Here is a 25,601-nt window from a genome sequence, read left to right as displayed (position 1 = left end):
TTAAAAGTGTAGCATATGTCCTAATTTTGATTGTTTTGTTTTTAAGTATTTTTCATTTTGTTCTCTCGTTGGTAATTGCAAAGGAACTCTTTCAACTATTTCAAGACCATATCCTTTAAGACCAGTAATTTTTCTTGGATTATTCGTTAAAAGTTTCATTTGTGAAATCCCTAAATCACGTAATATTTGAGCTCCAATACCATAGTCACGAATATCTGGAGCAAAACCTAATTTTTCATTAGCTTCAACAGTATCATAGCCTTCTTCTTGAAGTTTATAAGCACGCATTTTGTTTAACAACCCAATCCCGCGCCCTTCCTGACGCATGTAAAGCAAAACACCACGACCTGCTTCAGATATTTGAGACAATGCTGCATGAAGTTGCGGACCACAATCACAGCGATAGGATCCAAACACATCTCCAGTTAAGCATTCCGAGTGAACCCGAACTAGTGTCGGTTCATCAGATAATACTTCTCCTTTAATTAGAGCGATATGCTCTTTATTATCAATAACGTTTGTATAGCCAACTGCGCGAAAATCTCCAAAAGGTGTCGGCAGTTGAATTTCAACTTCACGTTGTACTAACTTGTCCTTGCGGTTTCGATATGTAATTAAATCTTTAATCGTAACCATTTTTAAGTCATGTTCATCTGCAATTTTTCGCAATTGTGGAACTCTTGCCATCGTCCCGTCTTCATTCATAATTTCACAAATTACACCTGCTGGTTTTGCACCGCATAATCTAGCTAAATCAACTGCCGCTTCCGTATGACCTGCTCTACGCAATACGCCGCCCTTTTTTGCTACTAAAGGAAAAATGTGGCCTGGACGTTTGAAGTCTGTGCTTTTAGCATTATCATTAATTAATGCCATTATCGTTTCCGAACGCTCATGAGCAGAGATACCTGTCGTTGTCGTTTTGTAATCAACACTTACTGTGAAGGCAGTACCGTGTGGGTCAGTATTATGGTCAACCATTGGTACTAAGGATAATTCATGCGCCCGCTCTTCTGTGATCGGTGTACAAATTAAACCTCTACCATGAGTAGCCATAAAATTTACTACTTCTGGCGTCGTTTTTTCAGCTAAGGAGACGAAATCTCCCTCATTTTCTCGGTCTTCATCATCACAAACGATGACGACTTTCCCTTGGATTAAATCATAAATAGCTTCTTCTATTTTATTAAACATTGTTTCATTCATGTAATCACTCCCTCTATTTAAATCCGTTATCTTCTAAAAAGCTTTCCGTAATAGAGGCGCTTTTTCCATTAGCACTTTGTAATCTGTTATTAATAAACCTCTCAATATACTTACCAATCATATCACACTCAATATTCACGTAATCTCCTGGCCCTTTTTCACCAAGAATTGTTTCAGAAAGTGTATGTGGAATTAAGGATATTGTGAATTCATTATCTTCCACTCCGAAAATGGTAAGGCTGGTGCCGTCAACGGAAACAGAGCCTTTATATAAAAGATAATGTTTGATGTCATTAGGAACAGTAATGTTGTAGTAAACAGCATTTTCAACTCGCTCTTTTTTAACAATCGTTCCTAAGCCATCTACATGTCCTGATACAAAGTGTCCACCAAACCTACCCCCTGCACTCATCGCCCGTTCTAAATTTACATTAGAGCCTTTTGATAATTGCTGTAAGCTAGTGCTTTTCACTGTTTCTGGCATAATATCTACTGTAAATTGATTGGTAGTATACGAGGTAACCGTTAAGCAAACACCATTAACAGCGATGCTATCACCTAAATTTACGTCACTTAATACTTTTTTAGCAGCTATCGTCATAACAATAGCTTTGCCAGTTTGTTTCATATTAGAAATATTTCCTATTTCTTCGATAATACCCGTAAACATTATACACGCTCCTTAGGTAGCGATACAATTTTAATATCATCACCGATTTTTTCGACACTTTTAACCTTTAGTAGAGGAACGCCTTTTATGTTTTCAAATCCTGTCCCCGCAAATGAGGTCGGAGCATTGCTTCCACCTATTAATTTAGGTGCTATATACGTTATCACTTGTTGAAAAGCTTTAGCTTCTAAAAAGCTCCCATTCACTTTTGCTCCACCTTCTACAAACAATGATTGTATGCCATTTTCGCCTAAGGTTTTTAATAACTCGCTAATTGAGATGGTCGGTTCTTTAATTATTATTACTTTCACACCTAACTTTTCAAACTCTTGTTTCTTTTCATCTAAAACTCCACTGCCAACTATTATCCAAGTAGGAGCCTCGTTGTCTGTGACAACCTTTGCAGTTTTCGGAGTTCTAAGTGATGTATCAAGAATGATTCGGATAGGGTTTATACCTCCATTAGGTACCCTACATGTTAAACTCGGATCATCTGCAAGAACTGTCCCTACACCTACTAGTATTGCGTCATGCTCATGGCGATATTTATGTACATCTTCCCTTGCTTCTTTCCCAGTTATCCACTTACTATCACCTGAATAAGTAGCTATTTTACCATCTAAGCTTGTGGCAGTTTTTAATGTTACAAAAGGGCGCTTATATATTTGATAAAAATTAAAATACGGATTAAGCGCTTCAGCCTCTTCTTTTAGAAGACCAACTTCTACATCAATTCCAGCTTCCTTTAGCCTTGCAATTCCATTGTTTGTAACAATTGGATTGGAATCTACTGAGGCGATTACACATCGTTTCACTTGTTTTTCTATAATTAAATTAGCACAAGGCGGAGTTTTCCCAAAGTGACTACAAGGTTCTAAAGTGACATAAATTGTCGAACCTTTTGCATTTTCCCCTGCCATATGTAATGCGTGAACTTCAGCATGCGGCTCTCCTGCCTTTAAATGAGTGCCAAGCCCAACAATTCTACCATCTTTAACTACTACTGCACCGACTGCAGGATTTGGACTCGTCTGACCTATTGTTTTTTGTGCAAGTGAAATTGCCAAGGCCATATATTCTTTATCTGTCATCATACACCTCTTCATTTCCGGAGCAAAAAAGAAACCCACTGAAAATTACTGTTCAGGGGGTTTTTATGCACACGAAAGAAAGCACACAGAGTTCGTTCTTTTCTGTGCGTTGCCTGCTATCCTTCTCCCATCCAGACTGTACTGTCGGCTTTGGATTTTCACCAAATCAGCCTAAAAAAGGCTCACGGGCTTAGAAGTTTCCTTCCTTACCGCCGGTTGGGAATTTCACCCTGCCCCGAAGGATTATTTAATTGAGTATAGTATACCATAAGAATACTTTGAGTTCTTAATAAACAGCTTAAGCGAGTTAAAAATTATTTTCAACTTATCTGAAATTAGTAAATAAAAAAAGACCCTACACTTTTGCAGGGTCCGCTAGAATTATTCTTCCCAAACTTTAACTTCTTTCATAACATCGCCTTGTTTAATTCGGTAAACTGAATCTAAACCTTCAATAACTTGTCCAAATACAGTATGTACACCGTCTAAATGAGGCTGTGCTTCGTGTACGACGAAGAATTGACTTCCACCAGTATCTTTACCAGCGTGTGCCATAGAAAGAGCACCTGGAACATGTTTATGTGGATTTCCTTCCGTTTCACATTTAATAGAATACCCAGGACCACCTGTACCAGTACCTAATGGACAGCCACCTTGTGCAACGAAACCAGGAATTACACGGTGAAAAGTTAAACCGTTGTAGAATCCTTCATTCGCTAATTTTTCAAAGTTTGCAACTGTTTCTGGAGCTTCATTTGGATAAAGTTCAATAATAAGCTGTTCGCCATTTTCAAAAGAAATTGATGCTTTTTTCATTAATATTACCTCCATTTCAAAATCATAATAACATATTAATTAGTTTTTTGTTAATGCATTGCTCTTATATGGTAAATCATTTTTAACAATATCATCATATGTTTCTCTTTTAATTACTAGAGTGTCTTGTCCGTTCTCAACAAATACAACAGCTGGTCTTGGAATACGATTATAATTGTTCGCCATGGAATAACCATATGCTCCTGTACTAAATACTGCTAAATATTCTCCAGCTTCAACTTTCGGTAACATAATATCCCAAATAAGCATGTCACCTGTTTCACAACATTTTCCTGCAATAGAAACTTTTTCAGAAGCATCATCATTAACTCTATTAGCAATCACTGCATGATATTTTGCATCATATAATGCAGGGCGAAGGTTGTCAGACATACCACCATCAATGGAAACGTACTTGCGAACATTCGGAATATCTTTTTCTGAACCTATTTGGTAAATGGTTGTCCCAGCTTCTCCAACAATAGAACGACCAGGTTCAATCCATATTTCTGGCATCTTTATATCTAGGCTTTCTGCATGTTGCTTAATTGCTGCAACTAATTCATCAACATATCTACTTAGTGGAAGTGGTTCGTCTTCTTGTACATAACGAATCCCAAATCCGCCTCCAAGATTAACAACTTTCGGAACATAGGCAAAACTATCTTTCCATTTCCCAATCGCCTCAAACATTTTATCGGCAGCCAAAATAAAGCCAGTCGTTTCAAAAATTTGCGAACCAATATGACAATGGATGCCTAGTAAATCAAGTTCAGAGCTTTTAAGTGCGTAGACTATCGCTTGATCACCTTGTCCACTTAATAAATCAAAGCCAAATTTCGAATCCTCTTGTCCAGTTAGTATGTATTCATGAGTATGTGCTTCAATGCCTGGTGTCATTCTTAACAATACAGAAATACGTTTATTTTTTTCTCGACCTACTTCTTCTAATAAAGCAAGCTCATAAAAGTTATCTACGACAAAGCAACCTATATTGGCGTCAATGGCCATTTCGATTTCTGCCTTACTTTTATTATTGCCATGGAAATGAATTTTTTCTGGAGGAAACCCTGCACTTAAAGCAGTATGTAATTCCCCACCTGACACTACGTCTAAGCTCATGCCTTCTTCTTTCATAACTTGTACAATTGCTATGGAACAAAAGGCTTTACTTGCGTATGCAACTTGATTTGCTATTCCATGTTTTGCAAATGCATCTTTAAATTCCTGACAGCGTTTTCTAATCAATTCCACATCATATGCAATTAAAGGTGTACCGTATTTTTTTGCAAGGTCAACTGCACTTATACCGCCAATTAATAAGTGATTAAGATTATTATTAGATTCTTTCACAATAAGTACTCCCTTTACTTTTCAATACTAAAAAGCGGACAGCTATATTACAAGCTGCCCAACTTGTGTTACTGTATTAAAGTGTTAAATTTCTTTAAATTTACCATAAAACTAATTGCATTTCAAACCATCTTAATTCGGTTGCTTTTGAGATTGTTGCGGTTTAACAATACTCGGTCTCTTTTTCGTAAGTGGCACAGAAACACGAACGATAATTTGCATTAACGCCTTTGCATTAAATGGAATGAATGGCCATAAATAAGGCGTATCTAGTGAACGAATGCGAATCATAAGGAGCATAATGATAGTGGCAGCTACTACAAAACCTGGGGCTTTGAAAATAACTACTGCAATTAATAGTAGAATTCTAATAATTTTATTGGCAATTCCTAATTCATAACTTGGTGTTGCAAACGAGCCAATTGCTGATGCCGCTACATACAATATTACTTCTGGAACGAATAGTCCTACATCAATGGCAATTTGTCCAATTAATACTGCTGCAATTAATCCCATCGCTGTCGATAACGGGGTCGGAGTATGAATGGCAGCCATCCTGAGCATATCTACTCCTAATTCTGCGAATAAAATTTGGACAAAAATTGGAATCTTAGTTACTTCATTCGGCCCAATAAATTTTAAGTTCTCCGGTAATAACGAAGGTTCTAAAACGAACAAAAGCCATAATGGCAATAAGTATAGTGATGCAATCATACCAATAAATCGCACCCATCGTAAAAATGCACCTACAAGCGGTGTTTGACGGTATTCTTCTGCATGTTGCACATGATGAAAATAAGTAGTAGGTGTAATGATGACACTCGGAGAAGTATCTACCATTACAACAACATGCCCTTCAAGTAAATGCGATGCAACAACATCCGGTCTTTCTGTATATCTCACAAGTGGGAATGGATTCATCCCTTGATGGACTAAAAATTCTTCAATTGTTTTGTCAGCCATCGGAATTCCATCAATATCGATGGCGTTAAGTTCATCTCGTAATTTTTTTACTAATTTAGGATCAGCTACATCTTGAATGTAGGAAATACATACATCCGTTTTCGAACGTTCTCCTACTTGTAATATTTCATTTCTTAATCTTTCATCACGAATTCTTCTTCGCGTTAATGCTGTATTTTCAATTAAGTTTTCTGTATAACCGTCTCGCGCTCCGCGAACTACTTTTTCCGTATCAGGTTCTTGAGGTGACCGGCCCGGATAGCTTCTAACATCAACAACTATCGCTTCACCTTCCCCCTCCATCATAATAATAATTAATCCGGAAAGTAACTGGTCGACCGCCTCATCTAATGTTTTTGATTTAGACACTTGTTGGTGTGTTAAGCGGTTTTCAATTAAATCTTTTGTAACAACATGTTGTTGCTTTTCAGAAATATTTAATTCAACCATTTCTTTCATTAATTCAATAATAAATTGTGTATCACACAATCCATTTAAAAAGTATATATGAACTTCCGTGTCCAATATTGTTATTTTTCGTACACCAATATCAAAGCTTGTTCCCATGCCAATTTTTTCTTTAAAGTATTTTTCATTTTCATATAACTTAGAGTAAATAGGAGTCTCATTATTGTTTTTGGTCACTGGAAGCCACTCCTTTCTAATATAAGTTCAACCGCTTGCCTTGTAATTGGCGAGCCTTTTGAGACGTCATCTTGCCTTGCCATTTTTCCAATATCTCCAATACCAACAACTATAGGAATGTTTAAATCTTCTAAAATCGAAACAGTATCACCATTAATTCTTCCCTCTTCCAGGTCTGGAAGTCCATATTTATCGACACCATAGTGCGACAATTCACCAAAGCGATCTATTGAAACATCTACTCTTGACCACTCATAGTGATGGGAGTTAGAGGCGACTGCAAGCGCTCCTATCACTTCAATAGAAGGATGCTTGGCAACATAGCGCATTGCTCTTTCACCATACCCTTCACCGGTATAACCACTATCATCAAACATAACAAATACTGGATCATGTGGAGTATCGTGCACCCATTCAACTAATTGTTTACCCGAAGCTTTCGTAGGATTCCCTTGTGATTGAGAAATACAGCGCCCACCAATTTCATGGGCAACGTAAGCTATCGCTTTATGTGCATATTCATCTCCATCTGTAACGATAATGACCCTTCGCTTCATAGGTAATTCACCTCATTATTTTCACAAATTGTATGTAGCCAGTTTCGTTTGAGATACATGATTTTCAATACAGATTAAAGGTAAACGTAAAATAACCAGTGAAAGAGGGAGCCAATCATCTTACCGAAAACAATTGCCATTAATAAATAAACTATCTTTTCATGAACGCCAATTCTTTTTGCTAATATTGGTAAGACATTTAATACTTCGGTTAAGGCTGCAGCTAACATTCCAACGAAGACTCCAAAAAAGAGCCCGAGTATTATTAAAGAAAAGCTTGGAATTTCGAGTGTATGATCTCGCAAACTTAGCCACGCACTAATCATTGATCCTAGTATTATTGCTACTTCATAAAATCTAATATACTTTTTGGTTCTAGTTAATTGTGTTAAACGAGGGATGATGCCTAATACAGTTAAGAATGCTACAAATCCAGCACCAACCGCTATCCCACCGCTAAATCCTATTACAAGTAATAGAAGTATTTCAATCGGCATCATCTAGGTTTTTCACACTTTCCTTGTTTTCATGGACAATGACATATTGATCTAAATCAAGCTGATAATTATGCATTTCAACTTCAAGGGGACTCGGTTCTTCATTTAACCTCTTTCTAAAAAAGTGATTAAAGAAAAGAACCATTCCTATACCGAGGCCTAGCGAATAAGGGATTTGTAATAGTAATGGATATTTGCTAACCTCTCCAGTAACAATGTAATGAATTCGCTGATGCACTTCTCTCATGCTGACGTCTTCATGGAAATTCATTATTGCAAGAGCTGCTCCGAAAAAAAGCAAAAGCCAGACAAAAGCAAAATAGGCAGACGTTAATTTCTTCTTTTTATAAACAACTTCAACAATCGTTTGTGCTGGACCTATTGTTTGTACATCAATGTTTTTAAAGTGTTCTTGAATCGTACTGACAATTTTCATCACATCTAAAACTACAATCGTTTTATCATGCGGTTTAATACTATACACTTGCAACGACCTTAAATCTTCAGCTATTTCTTCATGTGCAACAACTTGGGCTACATCTTTTAATGTAATGTGCATATTCGGGCTGACATGGACTCTATTTCTCATTCTCAAATAAATCGTGTGAAATTCCATCCAAATTCCCCCTATCTACATTACTTACATTACCTGTTGTATTTGTTAGTATGAGTACATGACATTAACATCATGCGACTAGACCCTTTGTAAAACTTTCCATTTATTAGCTCATACGTCGCTGATCGGAAGCTTCTGCCTTTCTTTTTCTGATCTAGCCTCTGCTTCCAGCGACTAGTTATCTTCACACTTCTTTTTTACGATAAGTCAACATCGATCAGTGAAGTGGTGTCTAGAAAAGGCTCCTATCAACTTGAGAACTTCATACTACTCACTTACGATAAGTCAACATCAAAACGCTCCGCTTTTTGTGTTTCCTTTATCTCATTCGTAGTATTCCAGTTCCATCGTTGATGAACAGTTGCCTTTCCTTTTCGATGCTTCCTTTATCTCAAACAAAGTGTTCCAGCTCATACGTCGCTGACCGGAAGCTTCGGCCTTTCATATAAAAAAGACCAAATAGATTTAATCATCCATTTGGTCCTTCATAATCTTTAATATTTTCTTTTCTAAGCGCGAGACTTGTACTTGTGAAATACTTAACCGTTCTGCTACTTCTGACTGCGTTTGATCTTTGTAATATCTAAGGAAAACGATTAGTCGTTCTCTTTCATCCAACATTCGGATTGCTTCATTTAAAGCAATTTTATCGAACCACTTCGTTTCGTTATCAGCAATTTGATCAAGCAAGGTAATGGGATCTCCATCATTTTCATAAACCGTTTCATGGATGGAAGATGGTGACCTGCTAGCTTCTTGAGCTAACACAACTTCTTCCGGTGTAATCTCCAATTTTTCGGCAATTTCATTAACGGTAGGAACCCGTCCAAAAGTTTTAGATAAATCATCACGTGCCCGTCTTATTTTATTACCCATTTCTTTTAATGAACGGCTAACTTTTACAGTTCCATCATCACGGATAAAACGCTGTATCTCCCCAATTATCATTGGTACAGCATAAGTAGAGAACTTCACATCATAAGAAAGATCAAATTTATCTACAGATTTCAGCAGCCCAATACAGCCGATTTGAAAAAGGTCATCTGCTTCATAGCCACGATTTAAAAATCGCTGAACAACAGACCATACTAAACGAATATTTTTTTGAACAATAGTATCTCTCGCTATATCGTCTCCAAGGTGACTGCGCCTGATGAGTTCTTTAACTTCTTGATCAGTTAAGTAAGTTTCCTTACTTTTTTTCTTTTTGACCTCCACATCCATATCGAGAACTCCTTAGTTACAAAGCGATTTCTTATTTGATAAGTGTTTCGTTAAATGAATAGTCGTCCCTTTGCTTGCTTCTGATTCGACTTGCACATGGTCCATAAAATTTTCCATGATTGTAAAACCCATCCCAGAGCGTTCTAATTCAGGTTTTGTCGTAAATAAAGGTTGTTTTGCTTCTTCTAAATCAGATATACCAATCCCTTTATCCTTAATCGTTAAATAAACAGTATCCTCTTCTAGCACAACTGAAATATAAACAATCCCATTTGGGTCATTTTCATATCCATGAATAATTGCATTTGTTACTGCTTCAGAAACAACGGTCTTAATTTCAGTAATTTCATCCATTGTAGGATCAAGTTGAGCAATAAATGAAGTTACAGTAACTCGGGCAAAAGATTCATTTTGACTCAGTGCTGAAAATTGCAAGTCCATGACATTTCTCATCATGCCACCCCCAGTGTATGGAGTGCCTTCGTCTCATCTGTTTCAAGACGGATTATTTTAAATAATCCAGACATCTCAAACAAACGCTTAACTTCAGGTGAGATAGCACAAACAATCATTTCTCCACCGAGGTTTTTAATATGTTTATAACGACCTAAAATAACTCCAAGTCCTGAACTATCCATAAAGGAAAGCGATTCTAAATTTAAAACAATATGTTTTATGTTTTCCTTTTCAAGTGTTGCATGTACATCGTTGCGAAGTATCTCAGCGGTGTGGTGGTCTAGTTCTCCTTCAAGTCTAATGCATAAAACATTTACTTTTACTTCTAAATTAATGCGAAGACTCACACTATCTTCCCCCTTTTTTCTTGGATAGTGTGACATTCTCCTTTTTATAACCTAAATCCTTCTTCGTGACAAAACTAGTGTTTATTCGTTACAAAATAACAAATATCTACTTAATTGCTTTTCTTTGTAAAGCCACTAATCGATCGCTTAAATAATTGCCAGAAGCTAGCTTCCTTAACATCGTCACCAGCAACTAAAGCTGTTTTAGACAGAACTTTTCCATCTTTTTCAAGTATTAGACTTCCTACTTGATCACCTTTTTTAATTGGGACGCTTAGTTTTTTAAGTTTAACTTTTTCAGTGACGCCTTCTACTTTCGCCCCTTTTTCCGTTAAAATTGAAATAGACTCACTAGTTAAAACTTTTAATTTATCCTTATTACCTTTCGATACCTTTACATCTTGTATTTTTTCATTTTTCTTATATTTTTTATGTGTTTGGTAATGTGTAAATGCATAGTCAAGCATTTGAGAGACTTGAGCATTTCTTTCTTTTGAAGTAGGCGCTCCCATGACAACAGTAATAATTCTCATGTCATTCTTTTTAGCTGTAGCCGTTAAACAATACTTTGCTTCTCTCGTAAAGCCAGTCTTTAAGCCATCTACACCATCATAAAACTTAACTAATTTATTAGTATTTACTAGCCAAAACTCCTTATCTGAACCTTTTCGCAAGTAGTCATCATATATTCCAGTAAATTTTGTAATATCTTCGTACTTCAACAGTTCCTTCGCCATTAATGCCATATCATAGGCTGTACTATAATGACCATCAGCTGGAAGACCTGTCGTATTCTTGAAGTATGTGTTTTTCACACCAATTTCTTTTGCTTTTTCATTCATTTCACCGATGAAAGCATCGACAGACCCTGAAATATGTTCTGCCATTGCAACAGAAGCATCATTTCCAGAAGCTACTGCAATTCCCAATAACAGTTCACGAACTGTCATTTCCTCGCCAGCTTCAAGGAATATTTGCGACCCACCCATTGAAGCAGCATTCTCACTAGCGCGAACTTTATCATCTAAAGAAATTTTTCCTTTTTCTAACGCTTCCATTATTAAAATCATCGTCATTATTTTTGTCATACTTGCTGGTGGTAACTTTTCGTGACTATTTTTTTCATAAATTACAGTACCAGTATCTCGTTCCATAATTATTGCTGACGAGGAATTTTTAGCTAAATCAAGCTTTTGTCCCTTCTTTTCTTCTGCAACCCCTGTTAATGCAGGTAAAGAGAAAATTAAAACCATTGTTAGTAATAGTGTAGTAAATCGTCTCATCGCATACCCCTCCATTCTTATACAGTCATTTTTTCCTAATTGTTGTACTTTATACCATGTATTGTAAAAAAATAAACAATAAAAAAACTACCTGAGGAAAGTCAGGTAGTTAGTTAATCTCCGCATATATTAATGGAGGGACTTCTGTTGCCATTTCAGAAATAGAATAACAAGCTTGGATCATTTCAATAATAGGAGCAACATTTTCATTATTACTATGGATCGTAACGAGAGAATCTCCTTCGTTGACAATGTCGCCAACTTTTTTATTGAGCATTAAACCTACTGCAAGGTCGATTTCCGATTCTTTCGTCGCCCGACCAGCACCTAGAAGCATTGCAGCTGTTCCAATATCATTAGCTGTTATTTTACTTACAGTTCCACTTACTTTGGCAGGAACTTCAATTTTATATTTAGCTTTTGGTAAAGTTTCAGGGTTGTCAACGACACTTGCATCCCCACCTTGTGAAGCTAAAAACAATTTAAAAGCTTCAATTGCCTTGCCATTATTCATTACTTCTTTCAATAATTGTTTTGCCTCATCATGTGTTTCAGCCTTTTTTGCTAAGACCACCATATGACTACCTAAAGCTAAACAAAGATCTTCCAAATCCTTAGGGCCTTTCCCTCTTAAAGTGTCAATAGCTTCTTCTACTTCAAGTGCATTTCCTATTGCTCTACCTAGAGGTTGGCTCATATCAGAAATAACTGCCATCGTTCTTCTACCAATGCTATTACCGATATCCACCATCGCTTTTGCTAATTCCTTCGCATCGTCAAGTTCTTTCATAAATGCGCCTTCGCCAGTTTTTACATCTAAGACGATCGCATCAGCTCCAGCTGCAATTTTCTTACTCATAATTGAACTTGCAATTAACGGAATTGAACTTACAGTTGCTGTAACATCGCGCAGACCATAAAGCTTTTTGTCAGCAGGCGTTAAATTTCCTGTTTGACCGATGACAGCAAGTTTATTTTTATTGACAAGCTCAACAAACTTTTCATTGTCAATCTCTACATGGAACCCCGGAACAGCTTCAAGTTTATCGATTGTACCACCTGTATGTCCTAGACCGCGTCCAGACATCTTTGCCACCGGAACTCCTAAAGCAGCAACTAAAGGAGCTAACACTAACGTTGTTGTATCTCCTACACCACCAGTACTATGTTTATCAACTTTAATACCTTCAATACTAGATAAATCAATTTGATCACCGGACTCTACCATTGCCATTGTGAAATTTGCTCGCTCTTCCGTTGTCATATCCTTAAAATAAACAGCCATTGCAAATGCAGACATTTGATAATCCGGAATTGAGCCATCTGTATAACCTGTAATAATAAAATTGATTTCTTCTTTTGAAAGTTCTACTCCATCACGCTTTTTCTCAATTAAATCAACCATTCTCATTGTGATCACCCTTATACTTTAAAAGTAAAAGAGAAGAGATAATATTCTACTCTTCCCCGTTTAATTTTATACGTTTGCAACAATATTCTTTACTAAGTTAATAAACTTTGGCTTCGTACGATTAGCGACTTCCACTACTTGTTCGTGAGTTAATGGCTCTAATTCTTCGCCAATTGCCATGTCTGTAATACATGAAATTCCGATAACTTTCATGCTCATATGGCTAGCAACGATGACTTCAGGAACTGTTGACATACCAATTGTATCTGCACCTAAATTTCGAACCATAATTAATTCTGCTGGTGTCATGTATGTAGGTCCAGTAATTCCTGCATAGACGCCTTTTTGTAATTTAATGTCTAACGATTTAGCAATACTTTCAACTTTTTCTACTAATTCTGGTGTGTAAGCACGACTCATATCTGGGAAGCGTGGACCTAAATCAGCTTCATTACGACCAATTAATGGATTTTGACCAGTCATATTAATATGATCTGTAATTAGCATTAAGTCACCAGCTTCAAACTCACTGTTCATACCACCACATGCATTTGTTACAATAATTGTTTCAACACCTAAAGCTTTCATTACTCGAACTGGGAAAGTAACTTCTTGCATTGAGTATCCTTCATAATAATGGAATCTCCCTTGCATTGCTACTACTGTTTTACCGTGCAGTTCACCAATTACTAGTCTCCCTGCATGACCTTCTACCGTTGAAACTGGGAAGTTTGGAATTTCGTGATAATCAATTTTTACAGCGTTCTCCACTTCATCTGCTAATTCTCCCAAACCAGAACCTAAAATTAATCCGAAAGTAGGTTGAACATTAATTTTATTTTTTATAGCCTCTGCAGCTTCCGTCATTTTTTGCATAACATTTTCCATCGTAATCCGCTCCTTTAATTATAATTCCATTTCTTTAATGATTTCTTTTACTAGTGATAAGAAGTTTTCTTTAACCATTTCCGTCGTTTCCATTACTTCATCATGCGTTAATGGCTGATCTAAAATTCCTGCTGCCATATTTGAAATGCAAGATATTCCTAACACTTTCATTCCAGCATGTCTTGCAACAATAACTTCTGGAACCGTTGACATTCCAACAGCGTCTCCACCTAATTTACGAATCATTCGAACTTCAGCAGGGGTCTCGTAACTAGGACCAGTATTTCCAACATATACACCTTTTTGAAGAGGAATATTTAATTTCTTCCCTACTTCCAACGCTTGCATTGATAGCTCTTTATTGTAGGCGTCCGACATGTCCGGAAAACGAACACCAAATGCAGAATCATTAGGTCCAATTAACGGGTTTACGCTAGTATTATTTATGTGGTCTGTAATTACCATTAAATCTCCAGCACTGAAATCTTCATTAACTCCTCCAGCTGCATTAGTAACAATAATATTTTTAACTCCAATTTCTTTCATGACACGAACAGGGAACGTTACCTTTTCTAATGAATAACCTTCATAAAAGTGAAAGCGTCCTTGCATTGCAATTACTGTTTTTCCTTGTAGCTTTCCAATCACTAGCTGTCCTTTATGACCTTCTACAGTAGAAACTGGAAATTCAGGAATTTCTTCATAAGGAAACTTTTTTGCTTCTTCTATTTCATCAGCTAGAATACCTAACCCAGAACCTAAAATAAGTCCAATCTCAGGTGTTTCACTAATATTTTCTTGTAAAAAATCTGCAGCTTTTTTTATCATCTCTATCTTCATATTAATCCTCCGAAAGCGTAATTTTATCTAAGAAACTTTTTCCAAGCAATGGTGCTTTAACATTAAAATTATGTGCAACAGTTGCTCCAAGGTCCGCAAACGTTGATAGTACACCTAAATCATTCCCACTAGAAAATCTCTTAGAGTACGCGAGTAATGGCACATATTCGCGAGTATGATCCGTTCCGTGATGTACTGGATCATTTCCGTGATCTGCTGTTATAAGTAGTAAATCATCTTCTTTTAATCCTTCTAGTACTTCAGGTAACCTAGCATCATATTCCTCTAACGCTTTACCATAGCCTATTGGATCTCTTCTATGTCCAAATTTCGCATCAAAATCAACTAAGTTTAAAAAGCTAATTCCCTTGAAATCCATTGCTAATGTATCAACTAATTTGTCCATACCATCCATATTAGAAATCGTCCGTAATGATTTTGTGACTCCTTCATTATCGTAAATATCTGAAATTTTCCCAATTGCTATTACGTCATACCCACTATCTTTTAATTCATTCATAACTGTTCTGCCAAAAGGCTTTAAGGCATAGTCATGACGATTAGAAGTGCGTTCCCATTTTCCTGGCTCACCAACGAAAGGACGAGCAATGATTCGTCCTACCATATATTTCTCATCCAAAGTTAATTCCCTAGCCAGTTTACAAATATCATATAATTCTTCAATTGGCACAACTTCCTCATGCGCAGCAATTTGCAATACTGAATCGGCAGATGTATAGACGATAAGGGCTCCTGATTCAACATGATCTTTTCCTAATTCATCTAAAATTTCTGTTCCTGATGCAGGTTTATTCCCAATTACTTTCCGGCCTGTTCTCTCTTCTAGTTCTTGAATTAATTCATCAGGAAATCCGTCTGGAAAAGTTCGGAATGGATTTTCAATGTGTAAGCCCATTAATTCCCAATGACCAGTCATTGTATCTTTACCATTTGATGCTTCTTGCATTTTGCCATAATAAGCTAATGGCGATGCTGCTTTTTCAATACCTTTAATTTCACGGATATTACTTAAACCCAATTTCCCCATGTTTGGCATATGTAGTCCATTCATTTCTTCAGCAATATGTCCTAAAGTATCAGATCCTAAATCATTAAACTTTTCAGCATCTGGTGCTTCTCCAATCCCTACCGAATCCATTACAATGATAAAAACTCTTTTAAACGGTTGTTTTGTCGTCATGTTCGTGTTTCCTCCTGTCCATATAAATCATATTCATACTATACCCTCTCACGCACGATTAAATCTTTATTCATGAGATGTCAGAAGTCAGACCTCTGTAAACAGAGAAAGATTATGCACGCGGATGATGTGCAGTATATAAATCCTTTAATCTTTCCTTAGATACATGAGTATATATTTGCGTAGTTGATATATCTGCATGTCCTAGCATTTCTTGTACCGCTCTTAGGTCTGCCCCATTCTCCAACAAGTGCGTTGCAAATGAGTGTCGCAAAGTATGAGGTGTAAGCTCTTTTTCAATTTTTGCTTCTTTAGCAAGCAATTTTAATATTTTCCAGAAGCCTTGTCTTGACAACCTTTTTCCATGATGGTTTAAGAATAGAGCTTCTTCCCTTTTCCCTTTTAATAACTCTTTTCTACCACCCTGTATATATGTTTCAATTGCTTGCTTAGCTAATGATCCAAGTGGAATAATTCTCTCTTTATTCCCTTTTCCTATACAGTGGACAAACCCCATAGTTAAATGGATATTGCCAACATCCAGTTGTACCATCTCTGAAACTCGTAAGCCTGTTGCATATAAAATTTCAAGCATTGCTTTGTCACGTTGTGCGAAAGTTTTTTTCCCATTCGGCTGATTTAAAAGGGCTTCAACCTCAGCTAATGCGAGCACTTTAGGTAATTTTTTCTCTTTTTTAGGTAATTCAATATGTAAAGTTGGATCATTACTTGTAATATTTTCGCGCAATAAATGTAAATGAAAAGCTCTAATTGAAGAAATATGTCTCGCAATTGTAGCGGCAGATTTCCCACTATCTTTTAATAGAAATAAATAATTCATTATATTCATTCTATTAATTTCATTTACATTAGTAGTTTTTGCAGACTTCTCCATATATGTCAGATAACTAGTTAAATCACGCGTGTATGCATCAATTGTGTGGTTAGATAGACCTCTCTCTATCAAAAGGTAATCGATAAAGTCTTTTAATAGTTGATTCATCAACATCCGCTTCCTTACTCACCATAGTGGTAATAAAAATAAAGTCGTTTAAGAGAAAATACAGGTACTTCTTCTTGCTTATTACCGATAACTTTAACTGCACCACCTTGTGGCTGGTCGTACTTGTGGTACCCTTCATATTCATCATTTAACCAAACTATTCCATAATAAAATAATAAGGTAAATGCTACGAAAAATATAAAGACTTTAATCGTATCGTAAAGTAAATTAAAAAACTGACTCATCAAATGGACTCCCTTCAAATAGAACCTTAAGGTTGTACTAAAGGGTATGCCGATGATGGGTATATTTATACATAAATATGCATAAATGAGACAATAAATATTACTTCTACAGTAACGTATTAAGCAAGTGTTGTAAATGAATTTTCTAAAAACAAAACCTTCCTATATTTAAACTAGGAAGGTATTTCTTCATCAGTATTAGATTGACAACGGTGGCAAATGCCATGAAATGTTAGTCTGTGATCTTTAATTATAAAACTAAATTGTTCTTCTACAGTTTTCTCAACATCACCAAGGAGATCATCTTGAATCTCATCAACTGAACCACATTCGATACAAACTAAGTGGTGGTGGAAATGGTCTGCACCTTCTTTACGCAAATCATACCTTGATACCCCATCACCAAAATTAATCTTATCGACAACTTTAAGTTCTGTTAATAACTCTAATGTGCGATAAACAGTAGCTAAGCCAATTTCAGGTGATTTCTCTTTTACGAGGAGGTATACATCTTCAGCACTTAAGTGATCCTCTTCATGTTCTAATAAAACACGAACAGTAGCTTCTCGTTGAGGTGTTAGCTTATAGCTTTGAGAATGTAGTTGTTTTTTTATACGTTCAATTCTATTTTCCATATATGCTTTGACCTCCCCCGCATATCCAATTTTTATTATAAACTTGGATAATAAAGGTGTCAAATTAAAATTATTTTAAATAAGAAATTATAACTTTTATTTTATGATAATTATTATTATTAACTAATAATTTACTACGAATTTGATTAAAGAAGGCGAAATATATCCCTCAAATGAAGCAGCCGCTACAATGAAAAGACCTGCTACAATAACAAACACCGTGTACTTTACTAATTGAGTTGGCAGCGTTTCTTTTGTTCGTTCTCCCATTAATTGTTTTATCATTCTCAAAGAAAAACTTATTGATCCTGTTGAGACAATGATAAAAGCTGGTATTAAAATTAAATTCTGTGGCATCACCGAGACAAATGACAAAAAGAAACCTTCTAATCCGAATTGATTCACTAAGAATCCTACCGTAAACCCAACGACAATCCCTTTTAGGAATAAGAGAACTAAAGTAATCGGTAAGCCGATTACAGCTAATCCTAAGATCCAGATTAAACCAATAAACTTCATATAATGAAAAATGCTATAAAGGAACATTTCATTTGAACTAGCAAATTCTCCTTCTGCTGCTTGTCCAAAAAACATCGTTAAATAATGAAACAAGTCATGTTTTTGCTGTGCATTTAAGCTATTAACAATAATTGCTCCAAAAATAACACCTATAATAAACAACATCGTAGTAAAAACATAAATTGCAGCGTGATTTTGAAAGTGTTTTGCTAATTGAAAACTAAAATTTCTATTTCGATTCATTGCGGTGTCCTCCCCTCCATTCAATCTATGATGGAAAAGGACAAACTATACCAAACGAATAATATATTTTAAGCTCTAAATGAATAGAGCAAAAGTGATAGAGTTAGATAAACCATACACGTTGCGAAAGTATTGAAAAGAAGCGTATTTAATTGGATTTGCTCAAAATTCCATGGCAAGCCACATAGTGATGGGTTCATTAATACTTGACCTGCCATCGCCCCCATTACTCCAGCTAAAACCCCATTAAAAACTCCTGAAATAATAAAATGCCTTTTACTAAATGAACCAAATAGATAGCCGAGAATTACACCTATAATCCCGGCAAACATCATCATGTTTGCATTCTGTATTTGAAAAATAATAGTAAGATGTAGGCCATACAAAAAACTAATACTCGTACTAGCTACAATTGATATTGTCATACTAAATCGATCGTCAAACAATACGCGCGCACGGTGTAAATAACGAAATAAATAAAAACTACTAATGAATAGCGTAATAAACAGTACTAAATGAATGACACTCATTTGCATACCTACCTTAATTATACTTGGTTGAAGTGGAAATAACTAAAAATAGTAATATAAAAATACCCTCTACAAAGAAAATAAAACCTTCGCTTTGTCCTGCGGCTGCTCCTACCATTGGCGACATAACACCTGCCATTAATCCGCTTATCCATCCTGATAAAATCGTTTGAAAGTCAAACATTCCACCGTACATACTACCTACTAAAACACCAAAAATAGTAGAAATGACCGTTACCGTCACAAAGTATAATGGAAATTGATAGATTAATATTATTCCACTACACATACCAGAAAGACCGCCAGCGGCCATCGAAATATTCATTCCTAACTGAAAACCAATTACCTTTCTTTTCTTCCATAATAAATAGTACACAAAGACAATGACTAAAACGTTTAAATAAAGAATGATCCCAATCAAGATAAACACCACCTACTAGTACAATCGCCCTTTTTATTGTATTTAAAGATAACCTATGACCAATTACCTAAAAAAATCATAACTTACATTATAGAAAGGATATGGATGTGTGAATGAGTAAAAAATTACGGCTTAACGATTATGTAAAGAAATTTCAAGCTGAGGAAGCTGTCATAAGTAATACGGGAAACGACCAATTAACATCGCCACATAGTGCAATGTCTGATGAAGAACTTAGGGTCTTTTTACCATATATGCATAGTCAAAATGCCTTTTTAGTAACAAAACAAATTCCTGAACGTAAGAAAAACTTAATGTTACGATTATTTTTACGTTCAAAAAGGAATCAAATTGCTGATATAAAAATTGCAAAAAGCCCGCTAATAGATAGAGGCACGGAACAAGTTTACCAAGGGAGGATTTCCGCTGTAGGGAGAGACTTTGTTTTATTAACTACCTTACAGAAGAAATATTGGATTCCTTATACATCGGTTAAATCAGCAAACATCCCTACTGGTATTCCTGACTATTCTAATAGTTATCAACAAGTCATTTATGATAACAAGCTAAAGCAAAAGTTACTAAAAGGATTTGCAAATACAGTTCTAAAAAGAGATGAATTAATTCAACAATTTTACGAAGAATCACTGCAAACAAACTTAGAAAAGTGGATTGGAACATCGGTTTCAATAACAACTGTTGAAAACATCCTAACTTTCGGGAAAATTTTTGCAGTTAAAGGTAATTCAGTTGAACTATCTCGCATTGGACTCAAATCAACTATTCCCTTATCATCTATCCTTATGCTTGAAACTGTAAGTCCTATGACCATTTTATTGTCATTCATTATAAAAAAGAAATAGGAGGTATTTTCTAGTGTCTCATAACTTATATAGTCATTTTCAAGAAAAGATCGGTACGGAAATATTAATTGTGACAAAAACACAGCAATTAAACATTCTTGGGCAAACTTTCAGGCCAGTGTTTTGTGGGAAAATTGCAAAAGTTGAAGAAAGCCATGTCACATTAGATCCAATTATAATTAAATTTATTAATGCACCATTCTTCAAATTTCCTACACCATTAAACATTCCCTTTGATAAAATTGCCCATTTCACAGAAGATTTTGATTGTGATACAAAATTCCCATTAACATAAAGAGGAGCATGATTATGGCAAAATATAAATACAAAAATTACAACATTAAGAAAAAGAAGCGTTCAAAAGAAGAACACTCCTGCCTATATTGTTATTTCAAGAAAAATTTATGTAAAAGAGCATTAATAATGACACCTTCCTTTCCATACCTCTACGTTGGAGTTATTGAAGATGTTTTAAAAGAATGTGTTGTTATTGACGTTGAGACTACACATCTAGAACAACTTGAAAATCGAATATGGCATATTAATTTTGAAGATATTGAAGTGTTTTATATAGAGGATGATGGTAAGACTATTCCTAATTTGAGTAGTTAGAAAAGGAGGTAGAACATTTGAAAAGATCTTATGATATTGTAGCGATTTCTGCAAGTATTGTATTTAACAACTTCGGTGATCATGATCGAAACGGAGCAATATATGTTTTAAGAGAGAAGAAAGAAGAAGTAAAAAGGCAGCTTAAGGAAAACCAGTTTTGTGTTTCCGAGCTTGTCCAACCGTTAACCATTCGTGCAAATGAAGGTGATGAAGTTGAAATACATTTTAAGAATGAATTAAACCATCCCGCATCCATTCATTTTCATGAAGCTGATTATGACGCGCAAACTTCTGATGGGGCTTTTGTTGGATTTAATGAAGATACAACCGTTCCGCCAAATGGTGAGATCACGTATACCATTCAAGCTAACCATGAGGGTATATATTTTTTCCACGATAATTCAGATCCTGATAGCAGTCAAGACGGTACTAATATTCACGGACTTTTTGGAGCTTTAGTTGTTCAAAAACGGGGATCATGGTGGACTGACCCAATAACTGGTGAACATCTAAATAGCGGTGTATACGCTGACATTCATCATCCTTTCCTCCCTTCATTCCGTGAGTATGCATGGTACTTTCACGATGAACAGCCTGTCAAAGATTTAACAGGCAATAAAATACTTGATCCGAGAACTGGTCAAGAAGCCGAATCTACCCATGCTGTTAACTATCGATATGAACCTGCACACAATCGTTTTAAACTTATTGAAGCAGGAGTTGTGTGTCCGGAATGTGATGGTGAGGAAGTACACCATGACTCTTGGGCTTTTGGAGATCCTCCTACCCCAATTTTAAAAGGCTATCGTGGAGACCCTGCAAAAATTCGTGTTATTCATGCAGGTATAAAGGAAACACATGTGTTTCATTACCATGTCCACCAATGGTTTAAAGATCCGAAAGATATAAATTCAGAAATAATTGATTCTCAAGCTGTCAGTCCACAATCTCACTTCACTGTTGAGCCATTTTATGGATTAGGAAGTTTACAAGGTGCAATAGGCGATGTAATCATTCATTGTCACTTGTATCCTCACTTTGATATAGGAATGTGGGGAATGAACCGTATATTTGATACATTACAAGATGGCAGTCAATGTTATCCAAATGGAGAGCCAATTGCAGCTCTTCAACCGTTGCCTGATCGCACTACTCCTCCAAAACCAACAAAGGAGAAACCTGGTTTCCCTAACTTTATTCCAGGTAAGGTTGGTTTCAAAGCACCACGCCCACCGTTAGGAATAGTTGGAGGGCGAGGAATGACAGAATTAGAGAAAAATGCTGCCGTTCCAAATGCGAGACCAGGTGCAGTATTTACAGATTCATGTTTAGGTAACCCTGTTGTAAAAGAATTTAACATCTCTGTCATTCAAAGAGAACTAGTTTACAATGAGCAAGGTTGGCATGATCCAAAAGGTCGCTTATACGTATTAGATGAAGACTTAGATGATGTTATGTCTGGAAAGAAAGAGCCTGAACCACTAGTTATTCACGCTGAAGCAGGTTCGTGTATTCGTATAAACTTTACAAATCGATTACCAAATGTCCTTGACGGCGATGCGTTTGAACTTGTCACACGGACTTATGAAGTAGGTGCTCACGTTCACTTTGTGAAATTCGATGTATTATGTACAGATGGAGCTAATGTCGGTTGGAACTATGATAGCGCAGTCTTACCTAACGAAACAATTCGCTACGAGTGGTATGCTGACATTGAACTTAAAGCATTTTTCTATCATGATCATTTATTTGCTAATGCTCAACAGAATCATGGATTATTTGCTGGAGGCGTTATCCACCCACGCTTTTCAAAATTCCTTTCTTCAATGAGCTGTGAAGAAATTGACCATGGCACACAAATTACAGTTACAAACCCACTAATTCCTGACTACAGAGATTTCACGCTATTTGTTCAAGATTTCACAAATTTATTTAAGCTTGATGGTACGCCTATTGAGCCACCTCCATTTCCTAATTCACCTCAAGACCCCGGAATTTTTGCGGTTAACTACAAAAATGAGCCACTACGTTTTCGACTCGGAGAAGACAAAGACCCAGCATATTCATTTAGTTCTTTTGTTAAAGGAGATCCATGTACACCTATTCTTCAAGCTTATGAAGGTGATTCGATCAGAATCCACCTATTCCAAGGTGCTCATGAAGAATCTCACGGCTTTAACCTTCATGGTTTACCATGGAAATATGAAAGCCGAGATGTGAATAGTAAATGGCTTGAGCAGCAGCATATAGGCATCTCCGAATCTTTCACCTTACAAACTTTCATTCCTCGAAATGGGGATTATTTATGGGCATTTGAAACAGAAGAAGATGTTTGGACAGGAACATGGGGATTAGTTCGAGCATTTGCAAATAAACACGATCACTTAATTCCTCTGTTAGATCGGGAAGAATTGCCTGACCTTGCTGAAGGACAATGCATATTACCAGAAGTAACTGGTAAGCCGCCAGCTCCGCCGAAAGAAGTACTTTCCACAGGACCTGACAATGCCCCCGTTAGGAAATATCATGTCGTCGCCTTTCAAACGCCAATAAAATACAATGAATTTGGTGACCATGACCCATACGGAATTGTCTTTGCCCTTGAGGAAGATGTCGATGAAATATTAAATGGTAAAAATCCTGAACCGTTAGTATTACGTGGCAATGCAGGCGACGTAATTGAAGTAACCTTAGAAAATAAATTGAAGAAAGATTTATTTCCTTTTCCTGATGGGATACACCCTTATCCAGATGTCAAAGACCAAGCATTTTACCCTCCATCTCTTCGGATCTCTCTACACCCTCAACTACTAGATTATGATGTGAAATCTTCTGCCGGAGAAACGGTTGGTTTTAATCCAGACCAAACGGTAGAGCCAGGAAATAAGATAACATATCGATGGTATGTTGAGTCTAGTCACGGCGCATGTGGTTTATGGGATATGGCAGACTTACGAAATCACCTCTCATTCGGTACTTTTGGTATGTTCATTGCCGAGCCAAAAGGAACGACATACCATGAACCTACAACCTTAGAAAAAGTGCATAAAGGGACTTCAGTAGTTTTAAAACATCCTTTACTTCCTGATGTTCGTGAATTTGCACTACTCATGCACGATGGAGTAAGACTAGAGGATAAAAATAAAAAAGTTATCATTGATCCTGCAGATGGAATATTAGGTGAAGATGAGGAAAGCGATTTATTCGATACGTTTGATAACGGTTCAAGAGGGTTTAACTATCGCAGTGCTCGGTTAATTAATCGATTAAATGTGCACCCAGTTAAAAAAGATTTATTTAACTCAGATACTTTCGGAGATCCACCAACACCTATATTTGAGGCTTATCGGAATGACCCGGTAGTCTTACGTCTCGTTTGTCCAGCAGAAAGAAAACGTTCCCACACTTTCCATTTACATGGGCATAGTTGGCTTTCTGATGACAAAGATATCGGCTCAAGTATCGTTTCAATTGAACCAAACATGTTGAAAGGACATTGTGCAAATATTAAATTACTCTTCGGAGCAGGTGGAATAAACGGCTTTGCAGGTGATTATATGTATCGCTCAGGAAACTTCCGCTGGGATTTAGAACTCGGTATGTGGGGAATTATGCGAGTGCATGAGAGAAATCTAAATAACTTAGCTGAAATTAACAATATCAGTGCCGATAGTAAGGAGGAAAAAAGTTGAGTAAAGAAATGGAACCTCAAAACTTTGAAAGCTCTTCTAGTACTCCAAATCCCTTTTGCATCCCCGAGGAAAAGTTTCCTGAATTAAGTGAACGTGAAATGTTAACATCTCCAACTTCTTGTTTAGAGCATGACGATCTCGAAATATTAGAAAAGCATATTAAAAAAGCAAATGAATTACTTCTTGATTTGGCAACAACTGGGGACCATGGCCGTGAAACAGTGATTGTGGATTCAGCGGTAGAAAAAGCGTTTAAAAGATTACTAGGTATTAAAGTCACTGTAAAAACTGTCTGGCCTATCAATATACTTTTCCCAGTAAAAATACCTTGGATGAAAAGAGTTACAGGAGAGATTGAAATGGTAGGGATGGATTTTGTTGCTATCAAAAGTTTTTATGGTGAGCGTTTCCTTCCTTTTCACTCGATTTGCTTAATAACTCATGAAGAAAATGATTTTGTTGAAAAGGAAAAGAATACAATATTTGATAATTTAGAGCCTTGTGATCGAAGAAATCTGGTATTAAAATTTGGTAAATCCGTCGCTAACTCACCTACTCTTTTTAAACACTTTTTCTCTCCTTCTATCAAAGATATTTTAAAGAAGCAGATAGGTCTTCCAATCATTATTAGAACTACAAAGAAACGATATACTGGAACCATTAAAGATGTGACTGAAAGGAAAGTATTGTTAGATACGAAAAATGGTGAAGTCGGAATTACTTTTGCCGAAATTAGTATTTTTGCTCTTCCTACAGAAGAAAAGTAACCTTAAT

Annotated in this window: 28 protein-coding genes and 1 riboswitch; of the genes, 5 read left to right on the top strand and 23 right to left on the bottom strand. The window is 36.2% G+C overall.

What is annotated here, in order from left to right; all coding sequences use genetic code 11:
• From CIB95_RS06655 to CIB95_RS06545, 23 genes are all read right to left on the bottom strand, one after another.
• Entirely contained in the window at nucleotides 1-1,194 is a 1,194-nt protein-coding gene (locus CIB95_RS06655) for a bifunctional 3,4-dihydroxy-2-butanone-4-phosphate synthase/GTP cyclohydrolase II (protein ID WP_094924196.1), read from the bottom strand.
• Between the two features lie 25 nt (nucleotides 1,195-1,219).
• Complete coding sequence (gene ribE, locus CIB95_RS06650) at nucleotides 1,220-1,876, bottom strand: riboflavin synthase (RefSeq protein ID WP_094923546.1); 657 nt, start codon at nucleotides 1,874-1,876, stop codon at nucleotides 1,220-1,222.
• Nucleotides 1,876-2,967 carry a bifunctional diaminohydroxyphosphoribosylaminopyrimidine deaminase/5-amino-6-(5-phosphoribosylamino)uracil reductase RibD gene (ribD, locus tag CIB95_RS06645; RefSeq protein WP_094923544.1) on the bottom strand — a complete coding sequence of 364 codons (1,092 nt, stop codon included), beginning with the start codon at nucleotides 2,965-2,967 and terminating at the stop codon, nucleotides 1,876-1,878. The genes ribE and ribD overlap by 1 nt, the downstream gene beginning before the upstream one ends.
• Before the next feature lie 115 nt (nucleotides 2,968-3,082).
• A riboswitch (FMN riboswitch) is annotated at nucleotides 3,083-3,214 on the bottom strand.
• Nucleotides 3,215-3,348: 134 nt separating this feature from the next.
• Nucleotides 3,349-3,783 (bottom strand): peptidylprolyl isomerase, encoded by a 435-nt coding sequence (locus CIB95_RS06640; protein WP_094923542.1) that lies wholly within the window; start codon nucleotides 3,781-3,783, stop codon nucleotides 3,349-3,351.
• Nucleotides 3,784-3,822: 39 nt separating this feature from the next.
• Complete coding sequence (lysA, locus tag CIB95_RS06635) at nucleotides 3,823-5,136, bottom strand: diaminopimelate decarboxylase (RefSeq protein WP_233143941.1); 1,314 nt, start codon at nucleotides 5,134-5,136, stop codon at nucleotides 3,823-3,825.
• Between the two features lie 132 nt (nucleotides 5,137-5,268).
• A complete protein-coding gene (locus tag CIB95_RS06630) occupies nucleotides 5,269-6,744 on the bottom strand; it encodes a spore germination protein (RefSeq protein WP_094923539.1) in 1,476 nt (491 codons plus the stop codon).
• Nucleotides 6,741-7,301, bottom strand: a complete 561-nt coding sequence (locus CIB95_RS06625) for a stage V sporulation protein AE (protein ID WP_094923537.1) — start codon at nucleotides 7,299-7,301, stop codon at nucleotides 6,741-6,743. Before CIB95_RS06625 ends, CIB95_RS06630 begins: the two co-directional genes overlap by 4 nt.
• A gap of 74 nt (nucleotides 7,302-7,375) precedes the next feature.
• Nucleotides 7,376-7,801: a stage V sporulation protein AB gene (locus CIB95_RS06620; protein ID WP_094923535.1), complete on the bottom strand. Its 426-nt coding sequence runs from the start codon at nucleotides 7,799-7,801 to the stop codon at nucleotides 7,376-7,378.
• The gene (locus CIB95_RS06615; protein WP_094923533.1) at nucleotides 7,788-8,414 is read right to left on the bottom strand and encodes a stage V sporulation protein AA; all 627 of its coding nucleotides are present in this window, start codon (nucleotides 8,412-8,414) and stop codon (nucleotides 7,788-7,790) included. The genes CIB95_RS06620 and CIB95_RS06615 overlap by 14 nt, the downstream gene beginning before the upstream one ends.
• Nucleotides 8,415-8,879: 465 nt before the next feature.
• Complete coding sequence (gene sigF / locus CIB95_RS06610) at nucleotides 8,880-9,638, bottom strand: RNA polymerase sporulation sigma factor SigF (RefSeq protein ID WP_094923531.1); 759 nt, start codon at nucleotides 9,636-9,638, stop codon at nucleotides 8,880-8,882.
• Nucleotides 9,639-9,650: 12 nt separating this feature from the next.
• Entirely contained in the window at nucleotides 9,651-10,091 is a 441-nt protein-coding gene (gene spoIIAB, locus CIB95_RS06605; RefSeq protein WP_094923529.1) for an anti-sigma F factor, read from the bottom strand.
• The gene (gene spoIIAA / locus CIB95_RS06600) at nucleotides 10,091-10,441 is read right to left on the bottom strand and encodes an anti-sigma F factor antagonist (protein WP_094923527.1); all 351 of its coding nucleotides are present in this window, start codon (nucleotides 10,439-10,441) and stop codon (nucleotides 10,091-10,093) included. The genes spoIIAB and spoIIAA overlap by 1 nt, the downstream gene beginning before the upstream one ends.
• Before the next feature lie 110 nt (nucleotides 10,442-10,551).
• The gene (locus tag CIB95_RS06595) at nucleotides 10,552-11,724 is read right to left on the bottom strand and encodes a D-alanyl-D-alanine carboxypeptidase family protein (RefSeq protein WP_094923525.1); all 1,173 of its coding nucleotides are present in this window, start codon (nucleotides 11,722-11,724) and stop codon (nucleotides 10,552-10,554) included.
• Between the two features lie 109 nt (nucleotides 11,725-11,833).
• Nucleotides 11,834-13,135, bottom strand: a complete 1,302-nt coding sequence (locus CIB95_RS06590; RefSeq protein WP_094923523.1) for a pyrimidine-nucleoside phosphorylase — start codon at nucleotides 13,133-13,135, stop codon at nucleotides 11,834-11,836.
• A gap of 66 nt (nucleotides 13,136-13,201) precedes the next feature.
• Nucleotides 13,202-14,023 (bottom strand): purine-nucleoside phosphorylase, encoded by an 822-nt coding sequence (locus CIB95_RS06585; protein WP_094923520.1) that lies wholly within the window; start codon nucleotides 14,021-14,023, stop codon nucleotides 13,202-13,204.
• A gap of 18 nt (nucleotides 14,024-14,041) precedes the next feature.
• Complete coding sequence (locus tag CIB95_RS06580) at nucleotides 14,042-14,863, bottom strand: purine-nucleoside phosphorylase (protein WP_094923517.1); 822 nt, start codon at nucleotides 14,861-14,863, stop codon at nucleotides 14,042-14,044.
• Nucleotide 14,864: 1 nt separating this feature from the next.
• The gene (gene deoB / locus CIB95_RS06575; RefSeq protein WP_094923514.1) at nucleotides 14,865-16,064 is read right to left on the bottom strand and encodes a phosphopentomutase; all 1,200 of its coding nucleotides are present in this window, start codon (nucleotides 16,062-16,064) and stop codon (nucleotides 14,865-14,867) included.
• Between the two features lie 112 nt (nucleotides 16,065-16,176).
• Nucleotides 16,177-17,067, bottom strand: coding sequence for a site-specific tyrosine recombinase XerD (xerD, locus tag CIB95_RS06570; RefSeq protein ID WP_094923512.1), 891 nt, complete (start codon nucleotides 17,065-17,067; stop codon nucleotides 16,177-16,179).
• Between the two features lie 14 nt (nucleotides 17,068-17,081).
• Nucleotides 17,082-17,312: a YqzK family protein gene (locus tag CIB95_RS06565; protein ID WP_094923510.1), complete on the bottom strand. Its 231-nt coding sequence runs from the start codon at nucleotides 17,310-17,312 to the stop codon at nucleotides 17,082-17,084.
• A 173-nt stretch (nucleotides 17,313-17,485) separates the two neighbouring features.
• On the bottom strand, nucleotides 17,486-17,947 hold the full coding sequence (gene fur / locus CIB95_RS06560; RefSeq protein ID WP_094923508.1) for a ferric iron uptake transcriptional regulator: 462 nt from the start codon (nucleotides 17,945-17,947) through the stop codon (nucleotides 17,486-17,488).
• A gap of 123 nt (nucleotides 17,948-18,070) precedes the next feature.
• Nucleotides 18,071-18,709: a stage II sporulation protein M gene (spoIIM, locus tag CIB95_RS06555; RefSeq protein WP_094923506.1), complete on the bottom strand. Its 639-nt coding sequence runs from the start codon at nucleotides 18,707-18,709 to the stop codon at nucleotides 18,071-18,073.
• A gap of 68 nt (nucleotides 18,710-18,777) precedes the next feature.
• Nucleotides 18,778-19,239 (bottom strand): hypothetical protein, encoded by a 462-nt coding sequence (locus tag CIB95_RS06550; protein WP_094923504.1) that lies wholly within the window; start codon nucleotides 19,237-19,239, stop codon nucleotides 18,778-18,780.
• A 13-nt stretch (nucleotides 19,240-19,252) separates the two neighbouring features.
• The gene (locus CIB95_RS06545; RefSeq protein WP_233143940.1) at nucleotides 19,253-19,669 is read right to left on the bottom strand and encodes a hypothetical protein; all 417 of its coding nucleotides are present in this window, start codon (nucleotides 19,667-19,669) and stop codon (nucleotides 19,253-19,255) included.
• A gap of 104 nt (nucleotides 19,670-19,773) precedes the next feature.
• Here CIB95_RS06545 and CIB95_RS06540 point away from each other — a divergent pair, with 104 nt between their 5' ends.
• Genes CIB95_RS06540 through CIB95_RS06520 form a run of 5 tightly spaced genes read left to right on the top strand, consistent with a single transcriptional unit; the run spans nucleotide 19,774 to nucleotide 25,594 of the window.
• Nucleotides 19,774-20,523 carry a hypothetical protein gene (locus CIB95_RS06540; protein ID WP_094923499.1) on the top strand — a complete coding sequence of 250 codons (750 nt, stop codon included), beginning with the start codon at nucleotides 19,774-19,776 and terminating at the stop codon, nucleotides 20,521-20,523.
• Nucleotides 20,524-20,536: 13 nt separating this feature from the next.
• On the top strand, nucleotides 20,537-20,818 hold the full coding sequence (locus CIB95_RS06535) for a hypothetical protein (RefSeq protein WP_094923497.1): 282 nt from the start codon (nucleotides 20,537-20,539) through the stop codon (nucleotides 20,816-20,818).
• Between the two features lie 14 nt (nucleotides 20,819-20,832).
• Nucleotides 20,833-21,135 carry a hypothetical protein gene (locus CIB95_RS06530; protein WP_094923495.1) on the top strand — a complete coding sequence of 101 codons (303 nt, stop codon included), beginning with the start codon at nucleotides 20,833-20,835 and terminating at the stop codon, nucleotides 21,133-21,135.
• Nucleotides 21,136-21,152: 17 nt separating this feature from the next.
• Nucleotides 21,153-24,827 carry a multicopper oxidase domain-containing protein gene (locus tag CIB95_RS06525; protein ID WP_094923493.1) on the top strand — a complete coding sequence of 1,225 codons (3,675 nt, stop codon included), beginning with the start codon at nucleotides 21,153-21,155 and terminating at the stop codon, nucleotides 24,825-24,827.
• On the top strand, nucleotides 24,824-25,594 hold the full coding sequence (locus tag CIB95_RS06520; RefSeq protein WP_094923491.1) for a hypothetical protein: 771 nt from the start codon (nucleotides 24,824-24,826) through the stop codon (nucleotides 25,592-25,594). Before CIB95_RS06525 ends, CIB95_RS06520 begins: the two co-directional genes overlap by 4 nt.
• Nucleotides 25,595-25,601: the final 7 nt, after the last annotated feature.

This window comes from Lottiidibacillus patelloidae (assembly GCF_002262935.1).
Classification (GTDB): Bacteria; Bacillota; Bacilli; order Bacillales; family SA5d-4; genus Lottiidibacillus; species Lottiidibacillus patelloidae.
Note: the sequence above shows the minus strand (reverse complement) of the source record. Positions and strands in the feature narration are given on the sequence as shown.